The sequence below is a fragment of the Nocardioides mangrovicus genome, assembly GCF_003674065.1.
Lineage (GTDB): Bacteria > Actinomycetota > Actinomycetes > Propionibacteriales > Nocardioidaceae > Marmoricola > Marmoricola mangrovicus.
Window position 1 is genome coordinate 692,605 of record NZ_RDBE01000001.1, and the last position, 19,200, is coordinate 711,804.

The 19,200-nt window shown below is 72.4% G+C and carries 25 protein-coding genes and 1 pseudogene; 13 read left to right on the forward strand and 13 right to left on the reverse strand.

The window, feature by feature from the left end; all coding sequences use genetic code 11:
• Positions 1 to 2: 2 nt before the first annotated feature.
• The 3 genes and pseudogenes from D9V37_RS03410 to hisN form a co-directional block, all read right to left on the reverse strand.
• A pseudogene (locus D9V37_RS03410) lies at positions 3 to 353 on the reverse strand (FKBP-type peptidyl-prolyl cis-trans isomerase); the annotation flags it as partial.
• A gap of 315 nt (positions 354 to 668) precedes the next feature.
• Positions 669 to 1,100, reverse strand: coding sequence for a CBS domain-containing protein (locus tag D9V37_RS03415; protein WP_121804670.1), 432 nt, complete (start codon positions 1,098 to 1,100; stop codon positions 669 to 671).
• A gap of 65 nt (positions 1,101 to 1,165) precedes the next feature.
• Complete coding sequence (gene hisN / locus D9V37_RS03420; protein WP_121804671.1) at positions 1,166 to 2,035, reverse strand: histidinol-phosphatase; 870 nt, start codon at positions 2,033 to 2,035, stop codon at positions 1,166 to 1,168.
• Between the two features lie 74 nt (positions 2,036 to 2,109).
• On the opposite strand from hisN, the gene D9V37_RS03425 reads away from it, so the two are divergent.
• The gene (locus D9V37_RS03425; RefSeq protein WP_121804672.1) at positions 2,110 to 2,589 is read left to right on the forward strand and encodes a DUF2231 domain-containing protein; all 480 of its coding nucleotides are present in this window, start codon (positions 2,110 to 2,112) and stop codon (positions 2,587 to 2,589) included.
• A 36-nt stretch (positions 2,590 to 2,625) separates the two neighbouring features.
• Here the strand turns inward: D9V37_RS03425 and rsgA are convergent, their stop codons facing one another.
• Entirely contained in the window at positions 2,626 to 3,645 is a 1,020-nt protein-coding gene (gene rsgA, locus D9V37_RS03430; protein WP_198412338.1) for a ribosome small subunit-dependent GTPase A, read from the reverse strand.
• A complete protein-coding gene (gene aroA, locus D9V37_RS03435) occupies positions 3,645 to 4,901 on the reverse strand; it encodes a 3-phosphoshikimate 1-carboxyvinyltransferase (RefSeq protein WP_121804673.1) in 1,257 nt (418 codons plus the stop codon). The genes rsgA and aroA overlap by 1 nt, the downstream gene beginning before the upstream one ends.
• Positions 4,902 to 4,970: 69 nt before the next feature.
• Between aroA and D9V37_RS03440 the strand changes: the two genes are divergently transcribed.
• Together D9V37_RS03440 and D9V37_RS03445 are read left to right on the forward strand one after the other, a co-directional pair.
• Positions 4,971 to 5,546: an ArsR/SmtB family transcription factor gene (locus D9V37_RS03440; RefSeq protein WP_121804674.1), complete on the forward strand. Its 576-nt coding sequence runs from the start codon at positions 4,971 to 4,973 to the stop codon at positions 5,544 to 5,546.
• Positions 5,543 to 6,748 (forward strand): MFS transporter, encoded by a 1,206-nt coding sequence (locus tag D9V37_RS03445; RefSeq protein WP_121804675.1) that lies wholly within the window; start codon positions 5,543 to 5,545, stop codon positions 6,746 to 6,748. The genes D9V37_RS03440 and D9V37_RS03445 overlap by 4 nt, the downstream gene beginning before the upstream one ends.
• Here D9V37_RS03445 and D9V37_RS03450 read toward each other — a convergent pair.
• Positions 6,735 to 7,265, reverse strand: coding sequence for a DoxX family protein (locus D9V37_RS03450; protein ID WP_121804676.1), 531 nt, complete (start codon positions 7,263 to 7,265; stop codon positions 6,735 to 6,737). The two genes, D9V37_RS03445 and D9V37_RS03450, sit on opposite strands and share 14 nt — an antisense overlap.
• A 16-nt stretch (positions 7,266 to 7,281) precedes the next feature.
• Between D9V37_RS03450 and D9V37_RS03455 the strand changes: the two genes are divergently transcribed.
• From D9V37_RS03455 to rsrA, 4 genes are all read left to right on the forward strand, one after another.
• Entirely contained in the window at positions 7,282 to 8,124 is an 843-nt protein-coding gene (locus D9V37_RS03455) for an SOS response-associated peptidase (protein WP_332835736.1), read from the forward strand.
• Entirely contained in the window at positions 8,117 to 8,722 is a 606-nt protein-coding gene (locus D9V37_RS03460) for an alpha/beta hydrolase family protein (RefSeq protein ID WP_121804677.1), read from the forward strand. Before D9V37_RS03455 ends, D9V37_RS03460 begins: the two co-directional genes overlap by 8 nt.
• Positions 8,723 to 8,819: 97 nt before the next feature.
• A complete protein-coding gene (locus D9V37_RS03465) occupies positions 8,820 to 9,470 on the forward strand; it encodes a sigma-70 family RNA polymerase sigma factor (RefSeq protein WP_121804963.1) in 651 nt (216 codons plus the stop codon).
• A complete protein-coding gene (rsrA, locus tag D9V37_RS03470; RefSeq protein WP_121804678.1) occupies positions 9,467 to 9,724 on the forward strand; it encodes a mycothiol system anti-sigma-R factor in 258 nt (85 codons plus the stop codon). The genes D9V37_RS03465 and rsrA overlap by 4 nt, the downstream gene beginning before the upstream one ends.
• Positions 9,725 to 9,795: 71 nt before the next feature.
• Here the strand turns inward: rsrA and D9V37_RS20970 are convergent, their stop codons facing one another.
• Positions 9,796 to 9,870 carry a 50S ribosomal protein bL37 gene (locus tag D9V37_RS20970; RefSeq protein ID WP_370291352.1) on the reverse strand — a complete coding sequence of 25 codons (75 nt, stop codon included), beginning with the start codon at positions 9,868 to 9,870 and terminating at the stop codon, positions 9,796 to 9,798.
• 46 nt (positions 9,871 to 9,916) lie between these two features.
• Here D9V37_RS20970 and D9V37_RS03475 point away from each other — a divergent pair, with 46 nt between their 5' ends.
• A complete protein-coding gene (locus D9V37_RS03475; RefSeq protein WP_232524712.1) occupies positions 9,917 to 10,312 on the forward strand; it encodes a thioesterase family protein in 396 nt (131 codons plus the stop codon).
• Here the strand turns inward: D9V37_RS03475 and D9V37_RS03480 are convergent.
• Positions 10,296 to 10,799: a GNAT family N-acetyltransferase gene (locus D9V37_RS03480; RefSeq protein ID WP_121804680.1), complete on the reverse strand. Its 504-nt coding sequence runs from the start codon at positions 10,797 to 10,799 to the stop codon at positions 10,296 to 10,298. The two genes, D9V37_RS03475 and D9V37_RS03480, sit on opposite strands and share 17 nt — an antisense overlap.
• Before the next feature lie 54 nt (positions 10,800 to 10,853).
• Between D9V37_RS03480 and D9V37_RS03485 the strand changes: the two genes are divergently transcribed.
• Positions 10,854 to 12,335: a sensor histidine kinase gene (locus D9V37_RS03485; RefSeq protein WP_121804681.1), complete on the forward strand. Its 1,482-nt coding sequence runs from the start codon at positions 10,854 to 10,856 to the stop codon at positions 12,333 to 12,335.
• 109 nt (positions 12,336 to 12,444) lie between these two features.
• On the opposite strand, the gene D9V37_RS03490 is transcribed toward D9V37_RS03485, so the two are convergent.
• Complete coding sequence (locus D9V37_RS03490) at positions 12,445 to 12,699, reverse strand: WhiB family transcriptional regulator (RefSeq protein ID WP_121804682.1); 255 nt, start codon at positions 12,697 to 12,699, stop codon at positions 12,445 to 12,447.
• Between the two features lie 240 nt (positions 12,700 to 12,939).
• Between D9V37_RS03490 and D9V37_RS03495 the strand changes: the two genes are divergently transcribed.
• Positions 12,940 to 13,341 carry a hypothetical protein gene (locus D9V37_RS03495; RefSeq protein ID WP_121804683.1) on the forward strand — a complete coding sequence of 134 codons (402 nt, stop codon included), beginning with the start codon at positions 12,940 to 12,942 and terminating at the stop codon, positions 13,339 to 13,341.
• Between the two features lie 22 nt (positions 13,342 to 13,363).
• Here D9V37_RS03495 and D9V37_RS03500 read toward each other — a convergent pair whose 3' ends face one another.
• From D9V37_RS03500 to sodN, 3 genes are all read right to left on the reverse strand, one after another.
• A complete protein-coding gene (locus D9V37_RS03500; RefSeq protein ID WP_121804684.1) occupies positions 13,364 to 14,179 on the reverse strand; it encodes an RNA polymerase sigma factor SigF in 816 nt (271 codons plus the stop codon).
• Positions 14,176 to 14,553, reverse strand: a complete 378-nt coding sequence (locus D9V37_RS03505; RefSeq protein ID WP_121804685.1) for an ATP-binding protein — start codon at positions 14,551 to 14,553, stop codon at positions 14,176 to 14,178. Before D9V37_RS03505 ends, D9V37_RS03500 begins: the two co-directional genes overlap by 4 nt.
• A gap of 369 nt (positions 14,554 to 14,922) precedes the next feature.
• A complete protein-coding gene (gene sodN / locus D9V37_RS03510; protein WP_121804686.1) occupies positions 14,923 to 15,318 on the reverse strand; it encodes a superoxide dismutase, Ni in 396 nt (131 codons plus the stop codon).
• Between the two features lie 90 nt (positions 15,319 to 15,408).
• Between sodN and D9V37_RS03515 the strand changes: the two genes are divergently transcribed.
• On the forward strand, positions 15,409 to 15,747 hold the full coding sequence (locus tag D9V37_RS03515) for a S24 family peptidase (protein ID WP_232524713.1): 339 nt from the start codon (positions 15,409 to 15,411) through the stop codon (positions 15,745 to 15,747).
• 47 nt (positions 15,748 to 15,794) lie between these two features.
• On the forward strand, positions 15,795 to 16,910 hold the full coding sequence (locus tag D9V37_RS03520) for an NAD(P)-dependent malic enzyme (protein WP_121804965.1): 1,116 nt from the start codon (positions 15,795 to 15,797) through the stop codon (positions 16,908 to 16,910).
• Here D9V37_RS03520 and D9V37_RS03525 read toward each other — a convergent pair.
• Entirely contained in the window at positions 16,827 to 18,143 is a 1,317-nt protein-coding gene (locus D9V37_RS03525) for an MFS transporter (protein ID WP_121804966.1), read from the reverse strand. The genes D9V37_RS03520 and D9V37_RS03525 overlap by 84 nt on opposite strands.
• 66 nt (positions 18,144 to 18,209) lie before the next feature.
• Between D9V37_RS03525 and D9V37_RS03530 the strand changes: the two genes are divergently transcribed.
• On the forward strand, positions 18,210 to 19,181 hold the full coding sequence (locus tag D9V37_RS03530) for a zinc-binding dehydrogenase (RefSeq protein ID WP_121804687.1): 972 nt from the start codon (positions 18,210 to 18,212) through the stop codon (positions 19,179 to 19,181).
• Positions 19,182 to 19,200: the final 19 nt, after the last annotated feature.

Sequence of the window (19,200 nt, forward strand, 5' to 3'; positions counted from 1 at the left end):
ACCACGAACACCAGCGCCTCACCGGGCTTGATGACACCCCCGGCCCCACGCTCGCCGTAGGCGAGGTCGGAGGGGATGAGCAGCTGACGGCGTCCGCCGACCTTCATCCCCTGCACACCCTGGTCCCAGCCGGCGATGACCTGGCCGACGCCGAGGCGGAAGGAGAGCGGGTCGCCGCGGTTGTAGGAGGCGTCGAACTCCTCGCCGGTCGAATGGGCGACGCCGACGTAGTGCACGACGACGGTGCTGCCGGACGTCGCCTCGGGGCCCTCGCCCTCGACGATGTCGGTGATCACCAGGGCCGTCGGGGCGTCGCCGCCCGGGAACTCGATCTCGGGCTTCTCTGTGCTCATGTGGGCAACACTGTCACGTCGTCTACGTGGCTCGTGCCCGGCGCTTCAGACCGACCCGCGCTTGCCGCTCGCCACGCGACCATCGCTGGCTGCTGGTTGTCTCGCCGAGATGACACGCAAGCGCCTTCGGGCTCGTACCCGGCGTTTCCGACCGACCCGCGCTTGCCGCTCGCCACGCGACTATCGCTGGCTGCTGGTTGTCTCGCCGAGACGTCGCAATCCGACGTCTCTGAGATGCGCGCTTTGCGCGAGCAGCAGAGACATCGGGTTCCGACGTCTCGGCTCCTGTGCATCAGACCTAGCTCGCTTCGCGAGCTAGGTCTGATGCACGTAGCTGTCCAGCTGATCGCGCTCGAACTCCAGCTGCCCGATCCGGCTCTTCACCACGTCGCCGATGCTGACGACGCCGACCAGCGCGTCGTCCTCGAGCACCGGCACGTGCCGGATCCGCCGCTCGGTCATCAGGGCCATCAGGTCGTCGAGGTCGTCGCCCGGGCCGCAGGAGGCGACCAGCGAGGTCATGATCTGCGAGACCGGGGCCTCGAGCACGGCGTCGCCGTCAACGAGGCGTCGCACGACGTCGCGCTCGGAGACGATGCCGGCCACCCGGCTGCCGTCGTCGGACACGACGAGCGCACCGACGTTGTGCTCCGCGAGCTGGGCGATCAGCTCGCGCACCCCGGCATCCGGGGCGATGGTGATGACCTCGCTGTCGGGCTTGGTCGCGAGCACGTCCTTGATCAACATCGGCGAACCTCCACCATTGGTCGGTTCAGACGCAGGCTAGGCCAGCGCGGGCCCCTTGAGAACCCTCAGTCGGTGTCGGTGGTGGTGCGACGGAAGGCGCTGAGCTCGTGCACCGACCCCGGTCGGCGGGCCTCGCCGCCGTCGTCGGGCAGCGAGCCGATGAAGGCCAGCGCCTGGTCGTGGAGCCGGCCGTTGCTGGCCAGGGCGTTGCCGCCGTGCGGACCGGCCTCGCCCTCCAGGGAGGTGAAGATGCCGCCGGCCTCACGGACGATGACGTCGATGGCCGCCATGTCGTGCAGCTCCAGCTCGGGCTCGGCGGCCAGGTCGACGGCGCCCTCGGCCAGCAGCATGTAGGACCAGAAGTCGCCGTAGGCGCGGGTGCGCCAGCAGCGGCGGGAGAGCGAGAGGAAGTCGTCCATCCGGCCGCGCTCGTCCCAGCCGCCGAGCGAGGAGTACGACAGCGAGGCGTCCTCGAGCCGGGTGACGTCGGAGACCTGGCAGCGGCTGGCGCGCAGGAGCGACTTGCCGGTCCAGGCACCGTCGCCCTGCGAGGCCCACCAGCGACGATTGAGCTGCGGCGCCGACACGCAGCCCACCACCACCTCGTCGTCGACCATCAGCGCGATGAGGGTGGCCCACACGGGCACGCCGCGCACGAAGTTCTTGGTCCCGTCGATCGGGTCGATCACCCACTGGCGCTGGGAGTGCCCCGACGTGCCCAGCTCCTCGCCGTGCACGGCGTCGCGGGGGCGGGCGCGCGAGAGCGTGCGGCGGATGCCCTCCTCGACCGACTGGTCGGCGTCGGTCACCGGGGTCAGGTCCGGCTTGGTCATCACGTGCAGGTCGAGCGCCTTGTACCGGGCGGTCGTCAACGAGTCCGCGTCGTCGGCCAGCACGTGCGCCAGGCGCAGATCGTCGGTGAACGTGGAGACCATGGGGCACAGGCTATGCCCGAAGGTCTCATCGTCCCTTCAGGTCGCGGTCAGCTGTGAACACCTATCGTTGAACAATGAACTTCAACGGCATTCCGCTGCACCCGCTCGTGGTCCACGCCGCTGTCGTCCTGACGCCGCTGGCCGCGCTGCTCTGCCTGGTCTTCGCCCTCGTCCCTCGCTGGCGGTGGGCGGTGCGCTGGCCGGCCCTCGTCGTGAGCGTGCTGGGCTTCGCGGCGATCTACGTCGCGTACCTCAGCGGTGAGGACCTCGAGGACCGGCTCAACATCCGCAGCGAGATGTTCGAGACCCACGAGGAGTGGGCCGAACGCCTGCGGCTGGCGATGCTGGTGCTGGCGATCGTCATGGTGGTGGCGGCCTTCGTCCTGCCGTTCCGCTCGCCGCTGACCAGCACCGGCGAGCGCGCGGCGCGGCTGGGCGTGCTGAGCATCCCGCTCGTGGTGCTGCTGGTCGTCGGCGCGCTGTTCGTGGCCTACGCGGTCTACCGCACCGGCGACGCGGGTGCCCACCTGGTCTGGGACGGCACCCCGACCTGATCGGCCCGACCAGATCGGCCCGACCAGATGGCCGGCTCAGTACGTCGGCTCGCCCCGCGACTCCAGCAGCCGACGGTAGGCCGCCACCCGGGCGGCGCTGACCACCCCGTCGGCGACCCCCTGGTCGAGCCCGCACTCGGGCTCGCTCGCGGCGTGAGTGCAGCCGCGCGGGCAGTCGTCGGTGAGCGCGTCGAGGTCGCCGAACGCCTCGATGAGGTGCTCGGGGTCGACGTGGGCCAGCCCGAACGAGCGGATCCCCGGGGTGTCGATGATCGACCCGCCGGTCGTTGAGCCGGCAGGGGGCAGCGCGAGCAGGTAGGCGCTGGTCGAGGTGTGCCGGCCACGACCGGTGACGGCGTTGACCGACCCGGTCTCGCGGCCAGCGTCGGGCACCAGGGCGTTGACCAGCGTGGACTTGCCGACCCCGGAGTGGCCCAGCAGCACGCTGGTGCGGTCGGCCAGTCGTTCGCGGATCTCATCGAGCCCGGCGCCGCCCCAGGAGGAACGCTGCGTGACCACGGACGGCACGCCGAGCGGCTCGTAGATCGCGAGCAGCTCGTCGGGGGCGGCGAGGTCGGCCTTGGTCAGGCACAGCAGCGGGTCCATGCCGGCGTCGTAGGCCGCCACCAGGGCGCGGTCGACCAGCCCCAGCCGCGGCTCCGGATCGGCGAGGGCCACCACGACGACGAGCTGGTCGGCGTTGGCCACCACCACGCGCTCCACGGGGTCGTCGTCGTCGGCCGTGCGCCGCAGCACCGTGGCGCGCTCCTCGACCTCGACGACCCGCGCCAGCGAGCCCTCGTCGCCCGAGGTGTCGCCGACCAGCCGCACCCGGTCGCCGACCACCACGCCCTGACGTCCCAGCGCCCGCGACTTCATCGCGGTCACCAGGTGGTCCTCGAGCACGCAGGTGTAGCGACCGCGGTCCACCGTGACGACCTGCGCCTCGACGGCGTCGTCGTAGCTGGGCCGCTCCTTGGTCCGGGGGCGGGTGTGGCGCCGCGGCCGCTCGTAGCTCTCGGGGTCCTCCGACCCGTAGCGACCGGTGGGCGGCACTAGCGGAACAGCCCCGACCACACCTCGGCGAAGCCGGGGAACGTCTTGCTCGTGGTGGCGACGTCCTCCACCAGCACGCCCTCGACGCCGGCGCCGAGCACGCAGCCGGCGTGGGCCATGCGGTGGTCGGCGTACGTCGCGAAGCGGCCGCCGTGCAGCGTCGCGGGCCGGATGGCCAGGCCGTCCTCGGTCTCGACGACGTCGGACCCCAGGGCCTGGAGCTCGGTGGCCAGCGCGGCCAGCCGGTCGGTCTCGTGGCCACGGATGTGGGCTACGCCGCGCAGCACCGAGGGGGAGTCGGCCAGCGCGCACAGGGCGGCGATGGCCGGGGTCAGCTCGCCGACGTCGTGCAGGTCGGCATCGAGACCGTGGATCGCCTCGCCGGCGGTGACCCGCAGGCCGTCGTCGTCGAGCGTGACCGACGCGCCCATCCGCGCGAGGAGGTCGCGCAGCTCGTCGCCGGGCTGGGTGGTGCGGTGCGGCCAGTCGCGCACGGTGACCGATCCGCCGCTGACCATGGCCAGCATCAAGAACGGTGCGGCGTTGGAGAGGTCGGGCTCGATGGCCACCTCGCGCGCGGCGATCGGCCCGGGCAGCACGCGCCACCGGTCCGGCTCGCTGTCGTCGACCTCGACCCCGCGGCGCCGCAGGCAGTCGATGGTCATCTCGATGTGCGGCAGCGAGGGCACCGGCTTGCCGTCGTGGATCACGTCGACGCCCTGGTCGTAGCGAGGCGCCGAGAGCAGCAGCGCCGAGACGAACTGGCTCGAGGCGGAGGCGTCGATCGTCACCTGGCCGCCGCGCACCGACCCGGTGCCGTGCACCGCGAAGGGCAGTGTGGGGCCGCCCTCGATCTCGACCCCGAGCCCGCGCAGCCCGCTGAGCACCTCGGCCATCGGCCTGGTGCGGGCGTGCGGGTCGCCGTCGAAGCCGACCTCGGCGCCGCTCAGCGCGGCCGTCGGCGGCACGAACCGCATGACGGTGCCGGCCAGACCACAGTCGATGCTCGCCGGCTTCGTGAAGGGTCCCGGCGTAATGGTCCAGTCCTCGCCGGCAGTGTCGACCGCCGAGCCCAGGGCAGTGAGCGCGGCCGCCATGAGCTCGGTGTCGCGCGAGCGCAGCGCCCGGCGCACCACGCCCGGCCCCTCGGCGAGGGCCGCGAGCACCAGCTCGCGGTTGGTCAGCGACTTCGACCCCGGCAGCGCCACGCTCGCGCGTACGGGAGCGGCGGCGTGGGGGGCAGGCCAGTCGGACACCTGCGAAGGGTACCGAGGAGATGTACAAGAACCCTTGTGCAACGGGCGAGGGGGTCGGAACCTGGCGGCATGAGCGAGGAGAAGGTCGGCATCGACCTGCTGGCGGCGGTGCACCACCCGGTGCGGCGGAGGATCGTGGAGTACCTCGTCTTCGAGGGACCGAGCCAGGTCGGCGCGATGGCTCGTGCGTTCGGCGAGCAGGTGGGCAGCATCAGCCACCACCTACGCATGCTGGAGCGGGCCGGGCTCGTCGAGCGCGCGCCGGAGCTGGCCACCGACGGCCGCACCAGCTGGTGGCGCTACACCGACGTGAGCGTGGCCTGGAGCGCCGACGACTTCGCCGACAGCCCGGCCGACCTTCACCGCGCCCGTGCCGCGGAGAAGCTCAACCTGGAGCATCAGGTGCGCAAGTACGTCGAGTGGAAGAACCGCGAGGCCGATCTGGGCGAGGAGTGGCGTCGGGCCGCCTTCAGCAGCGACAGCCTGGCCCGGTGCTCGGCGCCGGAGCTGCGCGACCTCCTCGACCGGCTGCGGGCGACCTTCCAGGCCTGGCGCGAGGAGGTGGTGGCCCGGGTCGACTCCGGGGACGACGAGCCGCGTGAGCCGGTCTTCTGGTTCACCCACGGCTTTCCCACGCGGCCATGACCGCGACCACCGCGGCGCCGGCCTTCTCGCGCGACCGCGTCGCCCACTCCTGGCTCGGGCTGCGCGCGGTGAGCGAGTCCGGCGACCAGGTGTGGACCATCGCCCTGGCCTGGACCGCCGTCCACGTGGCCTCGCCGGCCGCGGCCGGAGCCGTCGTCGCGGCCGGCACGCTGCCGCGAGCGGCCGTGCTGCTGCTCGGTGGCGTGGTGGCCGACCGCTACGACGCGCGCCGGGTGATGGCCGCGGCCAACCTCGCCCGGATCGGCCTGCTGGTGCTGGTGGTGGTGCGCGTGCTCACCGGGCCGCCGTCGCTGGGTGCGCTGCTGGGCGCCGCCATCGCGTTCGGCGTCACCGACGCGGTCTACGAGCCGAGCGCCTCGACCGTCGGACGACAGTTGGTGGCGCCGGCCGACATGACCGCCTACCAAGGCGTCTCGCAGACCGCGCTGCGGCTGGGCAACACGGCCGGAGCCGGCGTCGGCGGCTTCGTGGTGGCGGCCTGGGGCCTCGGCACCAGCGCCGCGCTCGACGCCGTCACGTTCGGTGCGGTCGCGGTGTTCGTCGTGGTCTGGCTGCGACCCCGCTACCCGCTGCCGCGCGCGTTGGCCGAGCCGCCGCTGCGCAGCATCGCGGGAGGGTTCGCGCACCTGCGCGACGAGCCGGTCACCCGAGCCCTGGTGCTCGGCCTCTCGGGTCTCAACCTGTTCGTCGGGCCGGCCGAGGGCGTCGGCCTGGCGCTGCGCGCCCGCGAGGAGGGCTGGGGCGCCGGGGTCGTCGGCATCCTGGTCGCGCTGGTCGGCGCCGGAGCGGCGGTGGGCGCGGTGCTCACCGCGCTGCGGCGACCGCGCCACCAGGCCCGCGCGGGGTTCGCCTGGCTGCTGCCGCAGGGTCTGGCGATCGTGCTGCTCGGCTTCGGATCGCCGGTCGTTTCGGGGGTGGCCGCCGTCGTCATCGGCCTCACTGCCGGTGCCGCCTCGACCCTGCTCAGCGCGACCTTCGCCGTCGTCGTCGACGGCAGCTACCTCGGCCGGATGTCGGCGATCCAGCGGCTCGGCGACGACGTCCTCATGCCCGCCGCCACCGTCGCCTTCGGTGCGCTGGCGGGCGGAGTCTCGGTGGCGACGCCGTTCGTCGTCTTCGGGCTGGCGATGGTCGCCTTCGTGACGGTGCCGCTCGCCAACCCGCGACTCAGAACGCTTTAGCCTTCGCCAGCTTCGTCTCCAGCGCGGCGTCGTGGGCCAGCCGCTTGGCCTCGCGACGGGCGTCCTTGGCGGCCCGGCCGGCACGCCAGGCGACGCCGGGCTTTCCCTCGGTGTCGGTGGCCGCCAGGATCAGGCCGCCGAGGATCGAGGCGTTCTTGAGGAAGTGGATGAGCTGCTGGTTGCGCTGGGCGGGGTCCTTCTCCTCCCAGAACCGGTGGCCGGCCGCCGTCGTCGGCACCACGCTGCCGGCCAGCACGAGCGACGACAGGCGCGGGAACCGGCCGGTCGCGAGCGCCAGGCCGCCGACGATCTGGGCGGCCGCGTTGATCCGCACCAGGGTCTTGGGGTCCTCGGGGATGGCGAGGTCGGGCTTGGCGTCGTGCACGGTCTCGACGAGCTTGTCGGTGACCGGCTTCGCCTGCTGGGCATGGCCCTCGGCGTGACGCAGGGCGTTGATGCCGCCGAACACGAAGGTCGAGGCCAGGAGCGGACGGGCGAGCAGACGGGTGAGGGCCATGGGTCCTTCCTACCCGATGATCGGCTTCTCAGACATGCTGGGCGGCATGTGCGGCCGCTACGCCTCGACCAGACGCCCCGAGGACCTGATCGAGGAGTTCGACGTCGAGCCGCTGCCCGAGCAGGACACCCGTCGCCTGGAGCCTGACTGGAACGTCGCGCCCACCAAGGAGGTCTACGCCGTCCTCGAGCGGCCAGCCCGGGAGTCGGACACCGGCGACGACCACGAGCAGCAGCGCCAGCTGCGCACGCTCACGTGGGGGCTGGTCCCGTTCTGGGCCAAGGACCCGAAGATCGGCAGCCGGATGATCAACGCCCGGATGGAGACGGTGGCCGAGAAGCCGGCCTACCGGCGGCCCTTCGAGCGTCGCCGCTGCGTGCTGCCCGCCGACGGCTACTACGAGTGGTACCCCACCTCGCAGACCACGAAGGCCGGCAAGCCCCGCAAGCAACCCTTCTTCATCCGCCCCACCGACGCGGGCGTGCTGGCCATGGCCGGTCTCTACGAGATCTGGCGCGACCCCGAGAAGGCCGACGACGACCCCGACCGGTTCCGGTGGACGTGCACCGTGCTGACCACCAGTGCCGAGGACTCGCTGGGCACCATCCACGAGCGGATGCCGCTCATGCTCGACCCGGCCAACGTCGATGCCTGGCTTGATCCCGATCACGGTGTCACGACGGGCGACCGCGACACCTTGCTCGGCCTGCTCACGCCGGCCGCCCCGGGCCGGCTGGAGGCCTACCCCGTCTCGAGCCTGGTCAGCAACGTCCGCAACAACGGGCCCGAGCTGGTGGCCCCCCTGCCGCTGGACGACGTCTCCCCGGAGGTGGCCGGGCAGGTGGTGGCCGGTGGCTGAGGGCCGGCTGCTCCCGACCGCTCAGGGCGACGCCCGGGTCTACGTGCACGCGGCGGACCGGCCGCACCTCACGCTGGTGCTGCAGCCCGGTGCGAGCGGCAAGCTCGACGCCGCCGACCTGCAGACCCTGGCCGCCCACCTGCCCGGTCAGGGAGTCACGGTCGTGCTGCTCGAGCCGCCCTTCGCCGTCGCCGGGAAACGCCTCGCCCCGCGACCGGTCGCGCTCGACGAGGCCTTGGCCGAGGTCGTGCCCCAGCTGGCGATCGGCACCCCGCTGGTGGTCGGCGGCCGCAGCGCGGGCGCCCGGTCGTCGTGCCGGTCCGCGCTGGCGGTCGGCGCCGTGGGCTGTCTGTGCCTGGCCTTCCCGCTGCATCCGCCGGGCAAGCCGGAGAAGTCGCGGCAGGCCGAGCTCCTCGGCGCGGGCGTGCCGACGCTGGTCGTGCAGGGCGAGCGCGACGCGTTCGGTGGACCGGGGGAGTTCCCACCGTTGCCCGCGACCACCGAGCTCGTCGCCGTTCCGGGCGCCACCCACTCCCTGGCCCGGCCCGAGGCAGTTCTCCTGGCGGTCACCTCCTGGCTACCGGGAATCAACACCTGACACCCGACGTTGCGATGGCATGCTCGCGACCCTGCTTCCCGCACCCGAGCCAGCGCTCGAGCTGGGGTCCCGGCCGCTCCACGTAGGCTGGGAGTCGATGACCGCCACCCACGATGAGCCGGCCAACACCGACGGCCGGACCTCCGACGTCCGCGAGGACGAGACCGAGGCCGAGCGCACCCTGCGCTTCGAGCAGGACGCGCTGCCCTTCCTCGACCAGCTGTACTCGGCCGCGATGCGGATGACCCGCAACCCCACCGACGCCGAGGACCTGGTCCAGGAGACCTTCGCCAAGGCGTACGCCTCGTTCCACCAGTACCGCCCGGGCACCAACCTGAAGGCCTGGCTGTACCGGATCCTGACCAACACCTTCATCAACTCCTACCGCAAGAAGCAGCGGCAGCCGCAGCAGTCGATGTCCGAGGACGTCGAGGACTGGCAGCTGCACCGCGCGGAGTCCCACACCTCCAGCGGGCTGAAGTCCGCGGAGATGTCGGCGCTGGAGCACCTGCCCGACTCGGAGGTCAAGGACGCCCTGCAGCGGCTGCCCGAGGACTTCCGGCTGGCGGTCTACCTCGCCGACGTCGAGGGTTTCCCGTACAAGGAGATCGCCGAGATCATGGAGACGCCCATCGGCACCGTGATGTCGCGGCTGCACCGCGGCCGGCGGCAGCTGCGGGAGATGCTCAGCGACTACGTGCGCGACAACTCGCTGCTCACGCCCGGCCGGGACGGAGCCTCGTCATGACCCACCCCGACTGGGAGTGCTCGGCCGTCATCGACCAGATGTTCTTCTTTCTCGACTCCGAGCTGGTCGACGCCGACCGCGACGAGATCGAGCGGCACCTGGCCGACTGCGGCCCCTGCCTGGCCAAGTACGACCTCGAGCGCACCGTGAAGTCGCTGGTGCAGCGCTCGTGCTGCGAGACCGCGCCAGACGGCCTGCGCGACCGGGTGCTGCTCTCGATCCGCCAGGTCCAGGTGCGCATCAGCGAGGACTAGCGCTCGTTCGCGGCCTCTCTACTGGCCGGGAAAGCGACGAGCCCGGAGCAGATGCTCCGGGCTCGTGTGCGTCAGGTGTTGGGACGCTTGCCGTGGTTCGCGCCCTTCTTGCGGCGCGCCCGGCGCTTGCGACCGGTCTTTCCCATCAGGTCCTCCTCGCAGGTGCAGCGTCCAGTGTCGCAGACTCGGCCCGTGCCAACCGAATCCGGGACTCCGATCCCATCCGGCCTCAGCGCCGAGCTGAGCTTCGCCGTGAACGACGACGACACCGCCGAGGCGCTCGGCTCCGGCAGTCTCCCGGTGCTGGCCACGCCCCGGCTGCTGGCCTGGTGCGAGGCCGCCACGTGCGCCGCGCTGGCCCAGGCGCTGGCTGTCGACGAGACCAGCGTCGGCACCCGGGTCTCGCTCGAGCACGTGGCGCCCAGTCCGGTCGGCCGGTCGCTGGTGGTGAGCGCCACCGTGGTGCACGTCGACGGCCGCCTGGTGCGGTTCTCGGTGGCCGCCACCCAGGACGGCCGGCTCGTCGGCTCCGGCGAGGTGACCCGCGTCGTCGTGGATGCCGAGCGGTTCCTCAGCCGGGTCTCGTGAACGCCCACAGGTCGACGCCCGGAGCGGGCGACCAGTCCCGCCCGGGGGCGCGGACGAAGCCCAGCCGCGCGTAGAGCCGGTGCGCCGCGGTCATCTGCGGCAGGGTCGAGAGCGCGGTCCGCGTAAGACCCTGCGCCGCGAAACCGTCGACGACGTGCCTGACGAGCATCTCGCCGACGCCCTGGCCGCGCGCTGCCGGCGCGACCGCGAGCATCCGGAACTCGCCCTCCTCCTCGGATGCGATCTCGCGCCACGGCGAGCCGAGCGGACAGACGGTCACGGCCCCCACGACCTCGCCCAGCGCATCCACGGCCACCAGGAGCTCGGCCTCGCGGAAGCGCGGCCCCGCGTCGCGCAGCTGCGGGCGGTAGTGGGCGTGCTCCTCGCCGACCATGAACTCCGCGTAGGCCCCCTCGGTGATGCGGCCGACCTGGTCGAGGTCGGCCTCGGTGGCCGCTCGGATGCGCACGCCGGGCTCATCCCTCATGCGCCGCACGCTACCGGCGGTTCGCTGCCGGACGGAGCGAGGACAATGTGAGGCGTGCCGTTGCTGGAGGAGCTGGTGCGCGCCCACGCCGCGCTCGATGCCGACGACGTGGCCTGGCTGCAGCGCCTGGTGGCCGACTGGCAGATCGTCGCCGACCTCTCCTTCGCCGACCTCGTGCTCTGGGTGCCGACCCGCGACAACGACGCCTACGTGGCGGTGGCGCAGATGCGGCCGGCCACCGGCCCCACGGCGTACCTGGACGACGTGATCGGGGAGGTGCTTCCCGCCGGGCGACGTCCGCTGCTGGACCGAGCCGTCGCCGAGGGACGGGTGGCGCGCGAGGGCGACCCCGAGTGGCGCGACGAGGTGCCGGTGCGGGTCGAGGCGATCCCGGTGCGCCGTGCCACCGGTGACGGCGGTCGGGTGATCGCCGTGGTGGCCCGCAACACCAACCTGCACGGCGTCCGGACCCCCAGCCGGCTGGAGCTGGCCTACCTGCAGACGGCCGGGGAGCTGGCCCAGATGGTGGCGGCGGGGGCGTTCCCGCACACCGGGCAGCGCAGCGACCACGGCGACCCGCCGCGGGTGGGCGACGGGTTCGTCCGCATCGACGCCTCGGGCCGGGTGACGTATGCAAGCCCCAACGCCCAGTCGGTCTACCGACGCCTCGGCCTCGTGGAGGACCTCGCCGGGCAGGACCTGGCCACGGTCACGCGCTCGCTGGTGCCGCCGCGGATGCGGCCCGACGAGGAGGCGATCTCGGCGGTGCTCGGCGGCCGGATGCCGCGCGACACCGAGCTGGACAACGGTCAGGCCGTGCTGATCCTGCGCTCCATCCCGCTGCGTCCGGCCGGCGACCCGACCGGGGCGGTGGTGCTGCTGCGCGACGTCACCGAGCTCCGCCGGCGCGACCGCGAGCTGGTGACCAAGGACGCGACCATCCGCGAGATCCACCACCGCGTGAAGAACAACCTGCAGACGGTGGCCGCGCTGCTACGGCTGCAGGCCCGGCGGCTCGACGTTCCCGAGGGCCGTGCGGCCCTGGAGGAGGCGGTCCGGCGGGTCGGCTCGATCGCCGTGGTGCACGAGACGCTCTCCGAGGGCGACCGGGCGGGGGAGTCGGTGGACTTCGACGAGGTGACCGACCGGCTGCGCCGCGGCGTGAGCGACCTCGGCTCGAGCGCGGGCGCGGTCCGCACCCGCCGCGAGGGCAGCTTCGGCTCGCTGGACCCCGACGTGGCCACGCCGCTGGCCATGGCGCTGACCGAGCTGCTGCAGAACGCCGTCGAGCACGGCTTCGGCCGCGAGGGCACCGGCGAGGTGGTGATCGGCGTGGAGCGCGAGCCCGACCGGGTGCAGGTGAGCGTGCGCGACGACGGCCGCGGCATCGCCGCCGACGTCGACCCGGCGACCTCGGGCAGCCTGGGACTCTCGATCGTCACGACGCTGGTGGCCGAGCTCGGCGGCACCTTGCACCTGGGCCCGGGAACCGACCGCGGCACCGTGGCCCTGATCGACGTCCCGCTCACCAGCTGAGCCCGGCATATCGGACGACGGGCGCGCGAAACCGGGTGGTTCGCGCCTGGTTCGTCCGGGGATGTTCCCCGGTTTCACCCGCCGGCCGGTGAAACCGGGTGCCGACCGCCTAGACCCCGGTCCGGACCCGCGCCCGGGCACGGCGCCGCTTGAGGGCGCGTCGCTCGTCCTCGCTCAGGCCGCCCCAGACGCCGTGGTCCTGCCCCGCCTCCAGCGCCCATGCCAGGCACTGCTCGCGCACCTCGCAGCGGCGGCACACCTGCTTGGCCTCCTCGACCTGGAGGATGGCGGGGCCGGTGCTACCGATCGGGAAGAACAGCTCCGGGTCCTCATCGAGGCACGCGGAGCGGTGGCGCCAATCCATGGCGTGGAGCTCCTGTTCGCTTGCGGTGGGCTCGTGTCGCGTACGTGAACGATTTCACGAGCATGCCCACCAGACTCGGGTCTCGAGGTGGTGGGAGGATGTCGGCCTCGGTCTGCGACCACCCGGTTCCGGGCACGTCGACAGTCACGAGCGCACGACAAGGTCCATGCTGACAACTCCGCAGGGTCCGCACAAGGCCCCCCGCCGGTCATCTCAGTCACAGCCGGTTAGGTTCGCTGCGTGGTGACGTCGCCCTTCTCGCGCTGGGACACGCCGGCCCCGCTGGCCGCGGCTGCGGCGCTGACCGCCGTGCAGGGCGTGGTCATCGTGCTGGTCGCCGTGGCCGACGCCGTCAGCGTCTCCTCCGATCGGCTGGTGATGGGGGTGACCACGGCGCTGTTCTTCGCCGCCTACGGCGTGGCCCTCATCTGGTGCGCCTGGGGCATGAACCGGCGCCGGCCGTGGTCGCGCGGCCCGGTGCTGCTGGCCGAGCTGATCTTCCTCGGCCTGGCCTGGAGCTTCCGCGCGGCGCCGACCACCTGGCTGGCCGCGGTGCTCGCGGTGGTCAGCCTGCTGATCCTCGCCGGGCTGCTGCACCCGGCCTCGCTGGCGGCGCTGAGCCGCCCCGACCCCGAAGACTGACGGGGCGCCGACCGATCCCGGGTCAGCCGGCGTCGCTGAGAGCCTCGCGCAGGTTCTCCAGCGTGCGGCTGAGCAGCCGCGAGACGTGCATCTGCGAGACGCCGATCTCGGCGGCGATCTGCGACTGGGTCATCCCGCGGAAGAACCGCAGCATGAGGATCTGCTTCTCCCGCGCGGGCAGCTGCTCGAGCAGCGGCTTGATCGACTCGCGGATCTCCACGTGCTCCAGGGCCTCGTCGTCGATGCCCATGCCGTCGAGCATCGAGTGCGAGCCGCCGTCCTCACTGGACTCGCCGGCGTCCAGCGAGAGCGTCGAGTAGGCGTTGGCCGACTCCAGGCCCTCCATCACGTCCTCGACGCTGACCTCGATCTTGGCGGCGATCTCGCGCGGCGTGGGGGAGCGGCCGAGGTCCTGGGACAGCTCGGAGGTGGCGGCGCTGATCAGCATCCGCAGCTCCTGCAGACGCCGCGGGACGCGGATCGCCCAGCCCTTGTCGCGAAAGTGCCGCTTGATCTCGCCGATGATCGTCGGGGTCGCGTAGGTGGAGAACTCCACGCCGCGCTCGGCGTCGAAGCGGTCGATCGACTTCAGCAGCCCGATGGTGCCGACCTGGACCAGGTCGTCAAAGGGCTCGCCGCGGTTGCGGAAGCGTCGCGCGCAGTGGTCGACCAGGGGAAGGTGCAGGTGCACCAGCGCCTCGCGGCACATTGCGCGGCGATCGGCGTCCGCCCCGGCGGCCCGCAGCTCCGCGAACAGGTCGAGACTCTGCTCGCGTGTGGTGCGCCGGTCCTCGGCCGCGACGGCGCCGGCGGCGACCTGGCCCCGGGTCGGGCTCATGTCAGCAGCGCCGACTTCATCGACAAGGTGATGCCCAGCGAGCCGTCGACGACCTCGGCGCTGGCCTGCGTCGTCAGCGCCGTGAGCACCTGCCAGGCGAACCCGGACTGGTCGGGTTCCGTGGCCTGGTCGCCGTCGGCGCTCACCGTGACCGAGAGCTCGCCGTTGGCCAGGTCGAACCGGGCGAACAGGTCGCCGCCGACCCGGGCCTGGTCGAGCACCATCGAGCAGGCCTCGCCCACGGCGATGCGCAGGTCCTCGATGTCGTCGAGGGTGAAGTCCAGCCGCGCGGCCAGGCCGGCGGTGGTGGTGCGCAGGACCGCGACGTAGGCGCTGTCGGCGGGCACGCGCAGCTCGACGTCGGGTCGGCTCACCGGGCAGCTCCCTGAGGTGGATGGGGCAGATGAGGAACGAGCAAGGGGGGCGGACCGTCGCTACGGCCCGCAGGACAGCGTAGAGGCGACGCGACCGATCTGCCTCGAAAGGCGCAAACCCGGCCTGATCGGAAAGAACCCGGTCCAGGAGAAAGCAAAGGGAGGAGGCGTCAAGACGGAGGGAGGAGCAGCAGTCCTGAACTCCGCGAAAGAGACGTCAAGACGGAGGGAGGAGTCCCCGCCGACGCGTGGATCCGTCCCAGCGGGACCAGTAGTCCGGAGCTTCGCTCAGGAGACGTCAAGACGGAGGGAGGAGTCCCCGCTGACGCGTGGACTCCTCCCAGCAGGACCAGCAGTCCTGAGCTCCGCTCAGGACTGCTTGGTCTCCCAGAAGATCTTGGCGATCTCGTCGATCTTGGCCAGCAGCTCGTCGGCCTTGGCCTCGTCGAGCGAGCCCTTGGTGCCGGTCGCGCCGGCCAGCTTGGTGGCCTCGTTCACGAGCTGGTGCAGCTGCGGGTACTTCTCGAAGTGCGGCGGCTTGAAGTAGTCGGTCCACAGCACCCACAGGTGGTGCTTGACCAGCTCGGAGCGCTGCTCCTTGATGAGGATGGCGCGCGTGCGGAAGTCGGGGTCGTCATTGTCGGCGAGCTTGCCGATGATGCCCTTGATGGACTCCGCCTCGATCCGGGCCTGGGCCGGGTCGTAGACACCGCACGGCAGGTCGCAGTGCGCGTGGACGTCGATGGTCTTGGCAAACAGGCGCATGCAGGTTCCTTCTCGAGATTCGGTTGAGGTCTGCTCTCACTGCGAGACGTACCCACCGGGTACGCGCCGCATGCTTGGGACACTACTCGCGTGTGGATCGGCGAGACGTTCGGGTTGGCCAGGGTGCACGGCCGCTCGATGCGGCCGACGCTGGTCGAGGGTGATCTGCTGCTGGTCCGCCACGGCGCGCGACCGGTCGTGGGCGACGTGGTGGTGGTGCGGTTCCCCGACGGCACCGTCGCGGTGAAGCGGGCGGTGCTGCACGACGCGGCGGGCTGGTGGGTCGAGCGCGACAACCCGCGGGAGGGCACCGACTCCTCCCACGTGGGCTCGATCCCCGACGCCGACGTGCTCGCGGTGGCCCTGGCCCGCGTCTGGCCGAGACCGCGGCCGCTGCGCCGTCGCCTTGTGGGACGATCCGAACCGTGACCGACCCCGCCGCCGATCCCGCGTTCGGACTGCACGAGGGCGGGAAGATGCAGATCGCCGCCACCGTGCCCCTTGCCGGGCCCGAGGACCTCTCGCTGGCCTACACCCCCGGCGTGGCCCGCGTGTGCGAGGCCATCGCCGAGGACCCGAGTCTGCATGCCCGCTACACCTGGGTGCCTCGCACCGTCGCCGTGGTGACCGACGGGTCGGCGGTGCTGGGGCTGGGCAACATCGGCCCGTACGCCGCGATGCCCGTGATGGAGGGCAAGGCGGTGCTGTTCAAGCAGTTCGGCGACGTCGACGCGATCCCGGTCTGCCTGGCCACCCAGGACGTCGAGGAGATCATCGAGACCGTCGTCCGGCTGGCGCCCAGCTTCGGCGGCATCAACCTGGAGGACATCTCCGCACCTCGGTGCTTCGAGATCGAGGACCGGCTGAAGGCGCTGCTGGACATCCCCGTCTTCCACGACGACCAGCACGGCACGGCCGTGGTCGTGCTCGCCGCGCTGACCAACGCGCTGCGGCTGACCGGGCGCGAGCCCGCGACCACCCGCGTCGTGGTGACCGGCGCCGGAGCGGCCGGCGTGGCCGTCACCCGCATCCTGCTCGCCGCCGGGCTGCGCGACATCGCGGTGGTCGACAGCAGGGCCGTGCTGCACTCCTCGCGCGAGGACATGAACCCGGTCAAGCAGGCCCTCGCCGCCCAGACCGCGGACTTGACCGGGCGCCGGGGCTCGCTGGCCGACGTCATCGCCGGCGCCGACGTGCTCATCGGGGTCTCCGGCGGCACCATCCCCGAGGAGCTCGTGGCGACCATGGCCGACGACGCGATCGTCTTCGCCCTGGCCAACCCCATCCCCGAGGTCATGCCCGAGGTCGCCCACCGCCACGCCCGCGTGGTGGCCACGGGCCGTTCGGACTTCCCCAACCAGATCAACAACGTGCTGGCCTTCCCCGGCATCTTCCGCGGCACCTTCGAGGCCGGCGCCCGGGCCATCACCGAGCCCATGAAGCTGGCCGCGGCCCAGGCCCTGGCCGACCTGGTCGGCGACGACCTCGCCGAGGCCTACGTGATCCCCTCAGCCTTCGACGACCGCGTCGGGCCGGCGGTCGCCAGCGCCGTCGCCCGTGCTGCCGCTGCCGGTGAGGTCACCGGGGCCTGACGCGCTCACCAGCCGGCCCCCGGCGCCGGGGGTGGCGCGGACCGCCAGCCAGGCCAGTCCCGCGATCACGAACCCGATGCCGCTGCCGGCGAGGAACGCGCCCTCCCAACCGATCGCGTCGATGGCGACCCCGGCCACCGGCGCGCCGAGGGCGCTCCCCAGGGTCATCGCCGAGCCGTGCCAGCCCATCGCCTCACCACGCCGCGCTGGCGGCACCAGCCCGGTGAGGTCGCCGACGGTGGCGGTGATGGTGGGGGCGCAGAAGAAGCCGGTGAGGAACAACAGCACGGCGTAGACCGCCAGCTCGGCGCCGAGGCGGTCGGCGATCGGTCGGGTGAGGACGACCATCGCCGTGGTGAGGGCGAGCAGGGCGATGAGCACGTACGACGGCGGGTGGCGCCGCAGGGTGCCGTAGACGATGCCGCCGACCGCCGAGCTGGCGCCCCACAGCGCCAGCACCCAGCCGATGGCGGAGGTGTGCCCCATCGAGCGGAGGGCGGCCACCGTGCCCAGGTCCTCGGAGGTGAGCACCACGGTGGCCGCGACGGCCACCAGGAGGACGCCGATGACGGCCGCGTCGACCCAGGCCGGCACCCCGCGCCGTCGGGGCCGCTCCGCAGGCCCGGGTTCAGATGCGGCGGGTTCGGGCTCGGGGCCGGCCAGCGAGGGGTTCTCCAGCCACAGCCACGCACCGCCGAGCACCACCAGCCCCTGGCACAGCAGCAATGCCCAGGGGGTCGGCATGGCCGTGGCGGCCAGCACGCCCAGGACGGGGCCGATCATGAACGAGACCTCGACCATGACCGAGTCGATGGAGAGCGCCGCGGTGCGCCGCTGCGCTCCGGCCGCTCCGATGAGCACGAGCCGCACGATGGAGAACTGCGGCACGGTGAACAGCCCGGCCACGGCCACCAGCACCAGCAGCACGGGGTAGGGCAGCCAGGGTGCGACCGACCAGCACAGCGCCAGCACGACCAGCGACGGCGCGACCGCGCGACGCAGCCCCACGCGGTCGAGCCGGCGGCCGCGCCAGGGGTTGCTGATGGCCAGCGCGACCGCGAAGACCGTCTCGAGCAGGCCGGCCGCGGCGTAGGAGTGGTGGAGGTGACCCACCACGTGCAGCACGAGCACGACGCCGCCGGCCCACAGCGGGATCCGGATCAGGGTGCTCACGAGCAGGATCCGGCGCACCGCGGGGATCGCCAGCAGCTCGCGGTAGGTCGTCGTACGCATCACCGCGTAGTCCACCACCCGCCACCGACGGCCACGACCCGATATCGCGGTGGCTAGGGTCGGGCCATGTTCGCCGTCTACGCCGAGTCCTTCTCCTCCGACGATCCGCTGCAGGGTCTGGTGGTGGGGGAGCGGCCCGACCCCGAGGTGCCCGAGGGCTGGACGACCGTGACCGTGAAGGCGGCCTCGCTCAACCACCACGACGTCTGGTCGCTGCGCGGGGTGGGCCTCAAGCAGGACGCACTGCCCATGATCTTGGGCTGCGATGCCGCCGGGCTCGACGAGGACGGCAACGAGGTGCTCGTGCACGCGGTGGTCAACGACCCGTCGTGGAGCGGGGAGGAGACCCTCGACCCGCGCCGCTCGCTGCTCAGTGAGCGCTACCAGGGCACGTTCGCCGAGAAGGTCGTCGTGCCGCGCCGCAACGTGGTGCCCAAGCCCGCGGGACTCAGCTTCGAGCAGGCCGCGTGCCTGCCGACGGCGTGGCTGACCGCCTACCGGATGCTGTTCGTGCAGGGCGGCTTCAAGCCCGGCGACACCGTGCTGGTCCAGGGCGCCGGCGGCGGGGTGTCCACCGCGGCCATCACCCTCGCGCGGGCCGGTGGGCTGCGGGTGCTGGCCACCAGCCGCGACCAGGCCAAGCGGCAGCGGGCGCTGGAGATCGGCGCCCACGAGGTCTTCGAGTCCGGCGCACGGCTGCCGGTAAAGGTCGACGGCGTCATCGAGACCGTCGGCAAGGCCACGTGGGGGCACTCGGTCCGCTCGCTGCGCCCGGGCGGCACGATCGTCACCTCGGGCACCACCTCCGGGCCCGACATCGACGCCGAGCTCACCCGGATCTTCTTCCTGCAGCTGCGGGTCATCGGCTCGACGATGGGCACGAGCCAGGAGCTGGCCTCGCTGGTCACCATGCTCGACGCCACGGACACCTCGCCGCTGATCGACCGGACGCTGCCGATGAGCCAGGCCCGCGACGGCTTCGCCGCCATGGCCGCCGGCGACGTCTTCGGCAAGATCGTGTTCACCAGAGACGAATAGTCTCGATTGTGCCCCTCTG

Bases quoted from the DNA above. Each gene is read 5' to 3' on its own strand.
- D9V37_RS03415 (WP_121804670.1), bottom strand. From the start codon at position 1,100: ATGTTGATCAAGGACGTGCTCGCGACCAAGCCCGACAGCGAGGTCATC.
- hisN (WP_121804671.1), bottom strand. From the start codon at position 2,035: ATGGTCTCCACGTTCACCGACGATCTGCGCCTGGCGCACGTGCTGGCC.
- D9V37_RS03425 (WP_121804672.1), top strand. From the start codon at position 2,110: ATGAACTTCAACGGCATTCCGCTGCACCCGCTCGTGGTCCACGCCGCT.
- D9V37_RS03440 (WP_121804674.1), top strand. From the start codon at position 4,971: ATGAGCGAGGAGAAGGTCGGCATCGACCTGCTGGCGGCGGTGCACCAC.
- D9V37_RS03445 (WP_121804675.1), top strand. From the start codon at position 5,543: ATGACCGCGACCACCGCGGCGCCGGCCTTCTCGCGCGACCGCGTCGCC.
- D9V37_RS03450 (WP_121804676.1), bottom strand. From the start codon at position 7,265: ATGGCCCTCACCCGTCTGCTCGCCCGTCCGCTCCTGGCCTCGACCTTC.
- D9V37_RS03455 (WP_332835736.1), top strand. From the start codon at position 7,282: ATGATCGGCTTCTCAGACATGCTGGGCGGCATGTGCGGCCGCTACGCC.
- D9V37_RS03465 (WP_121804963.1), top strand. From the start codon at position 8,820: ATGACCGCCACCCACGATGAGCCGGCCAACACCGACGGCCGGACCTCC.
- rsrA (WP_121804678.1), top strand. From the start codon at position 9,467: ATGACCCACCCCGACTGGGAGTGCTCGGCCGTCATCGACCAGATGTTC.
- D9V37_RS03480 (WP_121804680.1), bottom strand. From the start codon at position 10,799: ATGAGGGATGAGCCCGGCGTGCGCATCCGAGCGGCCACCGAGGCCGAC.
- D9V37_RS03490 (WP_121804682.1), bottom strand. From the start codon at position 12,699: ATGGATTGGCGCCACCGCTCCGCGTGCCTCGATGAGGACCCGGAGCTG.
- D9V37_RS03500 (WP_121804684.1), bottom strand. From the start codon at position 14,179: ATGAGCCCGACCCGGGGCCAGGTCGCCGCCGGCGCCGTCGCGGCCGAG.
- sodN (WP_121804686.1), bottom strand. From the start codon at position 15,318: ATGCGCCTGTTTGCCAAGACCATCGACGTCCACGCGCACTGCGACCTG.
- D9V37_RS03520 (WP_121804965.1), top strand. From the start codon at position 15,795: ATGCAGATCGCCGCCACCGTGCCCCTTGCCGGGCCCGAGGACCTCTCG.
- D9V37_RS03525 (WP_121804966.1), bottom strand. From the start codon at position 18,143: ATGCGTACGACGACCTACCGCGAGCTGCTGGCGATCCCCGCGGTGCGC.
- D9V37_RS03530 (WP_121804687.1), top strand. From the start codon at position 18,210: ATGTTCGCCGTCTACGCCGAGTCCTTCTCCTCCGACGATCCGCTGCAG.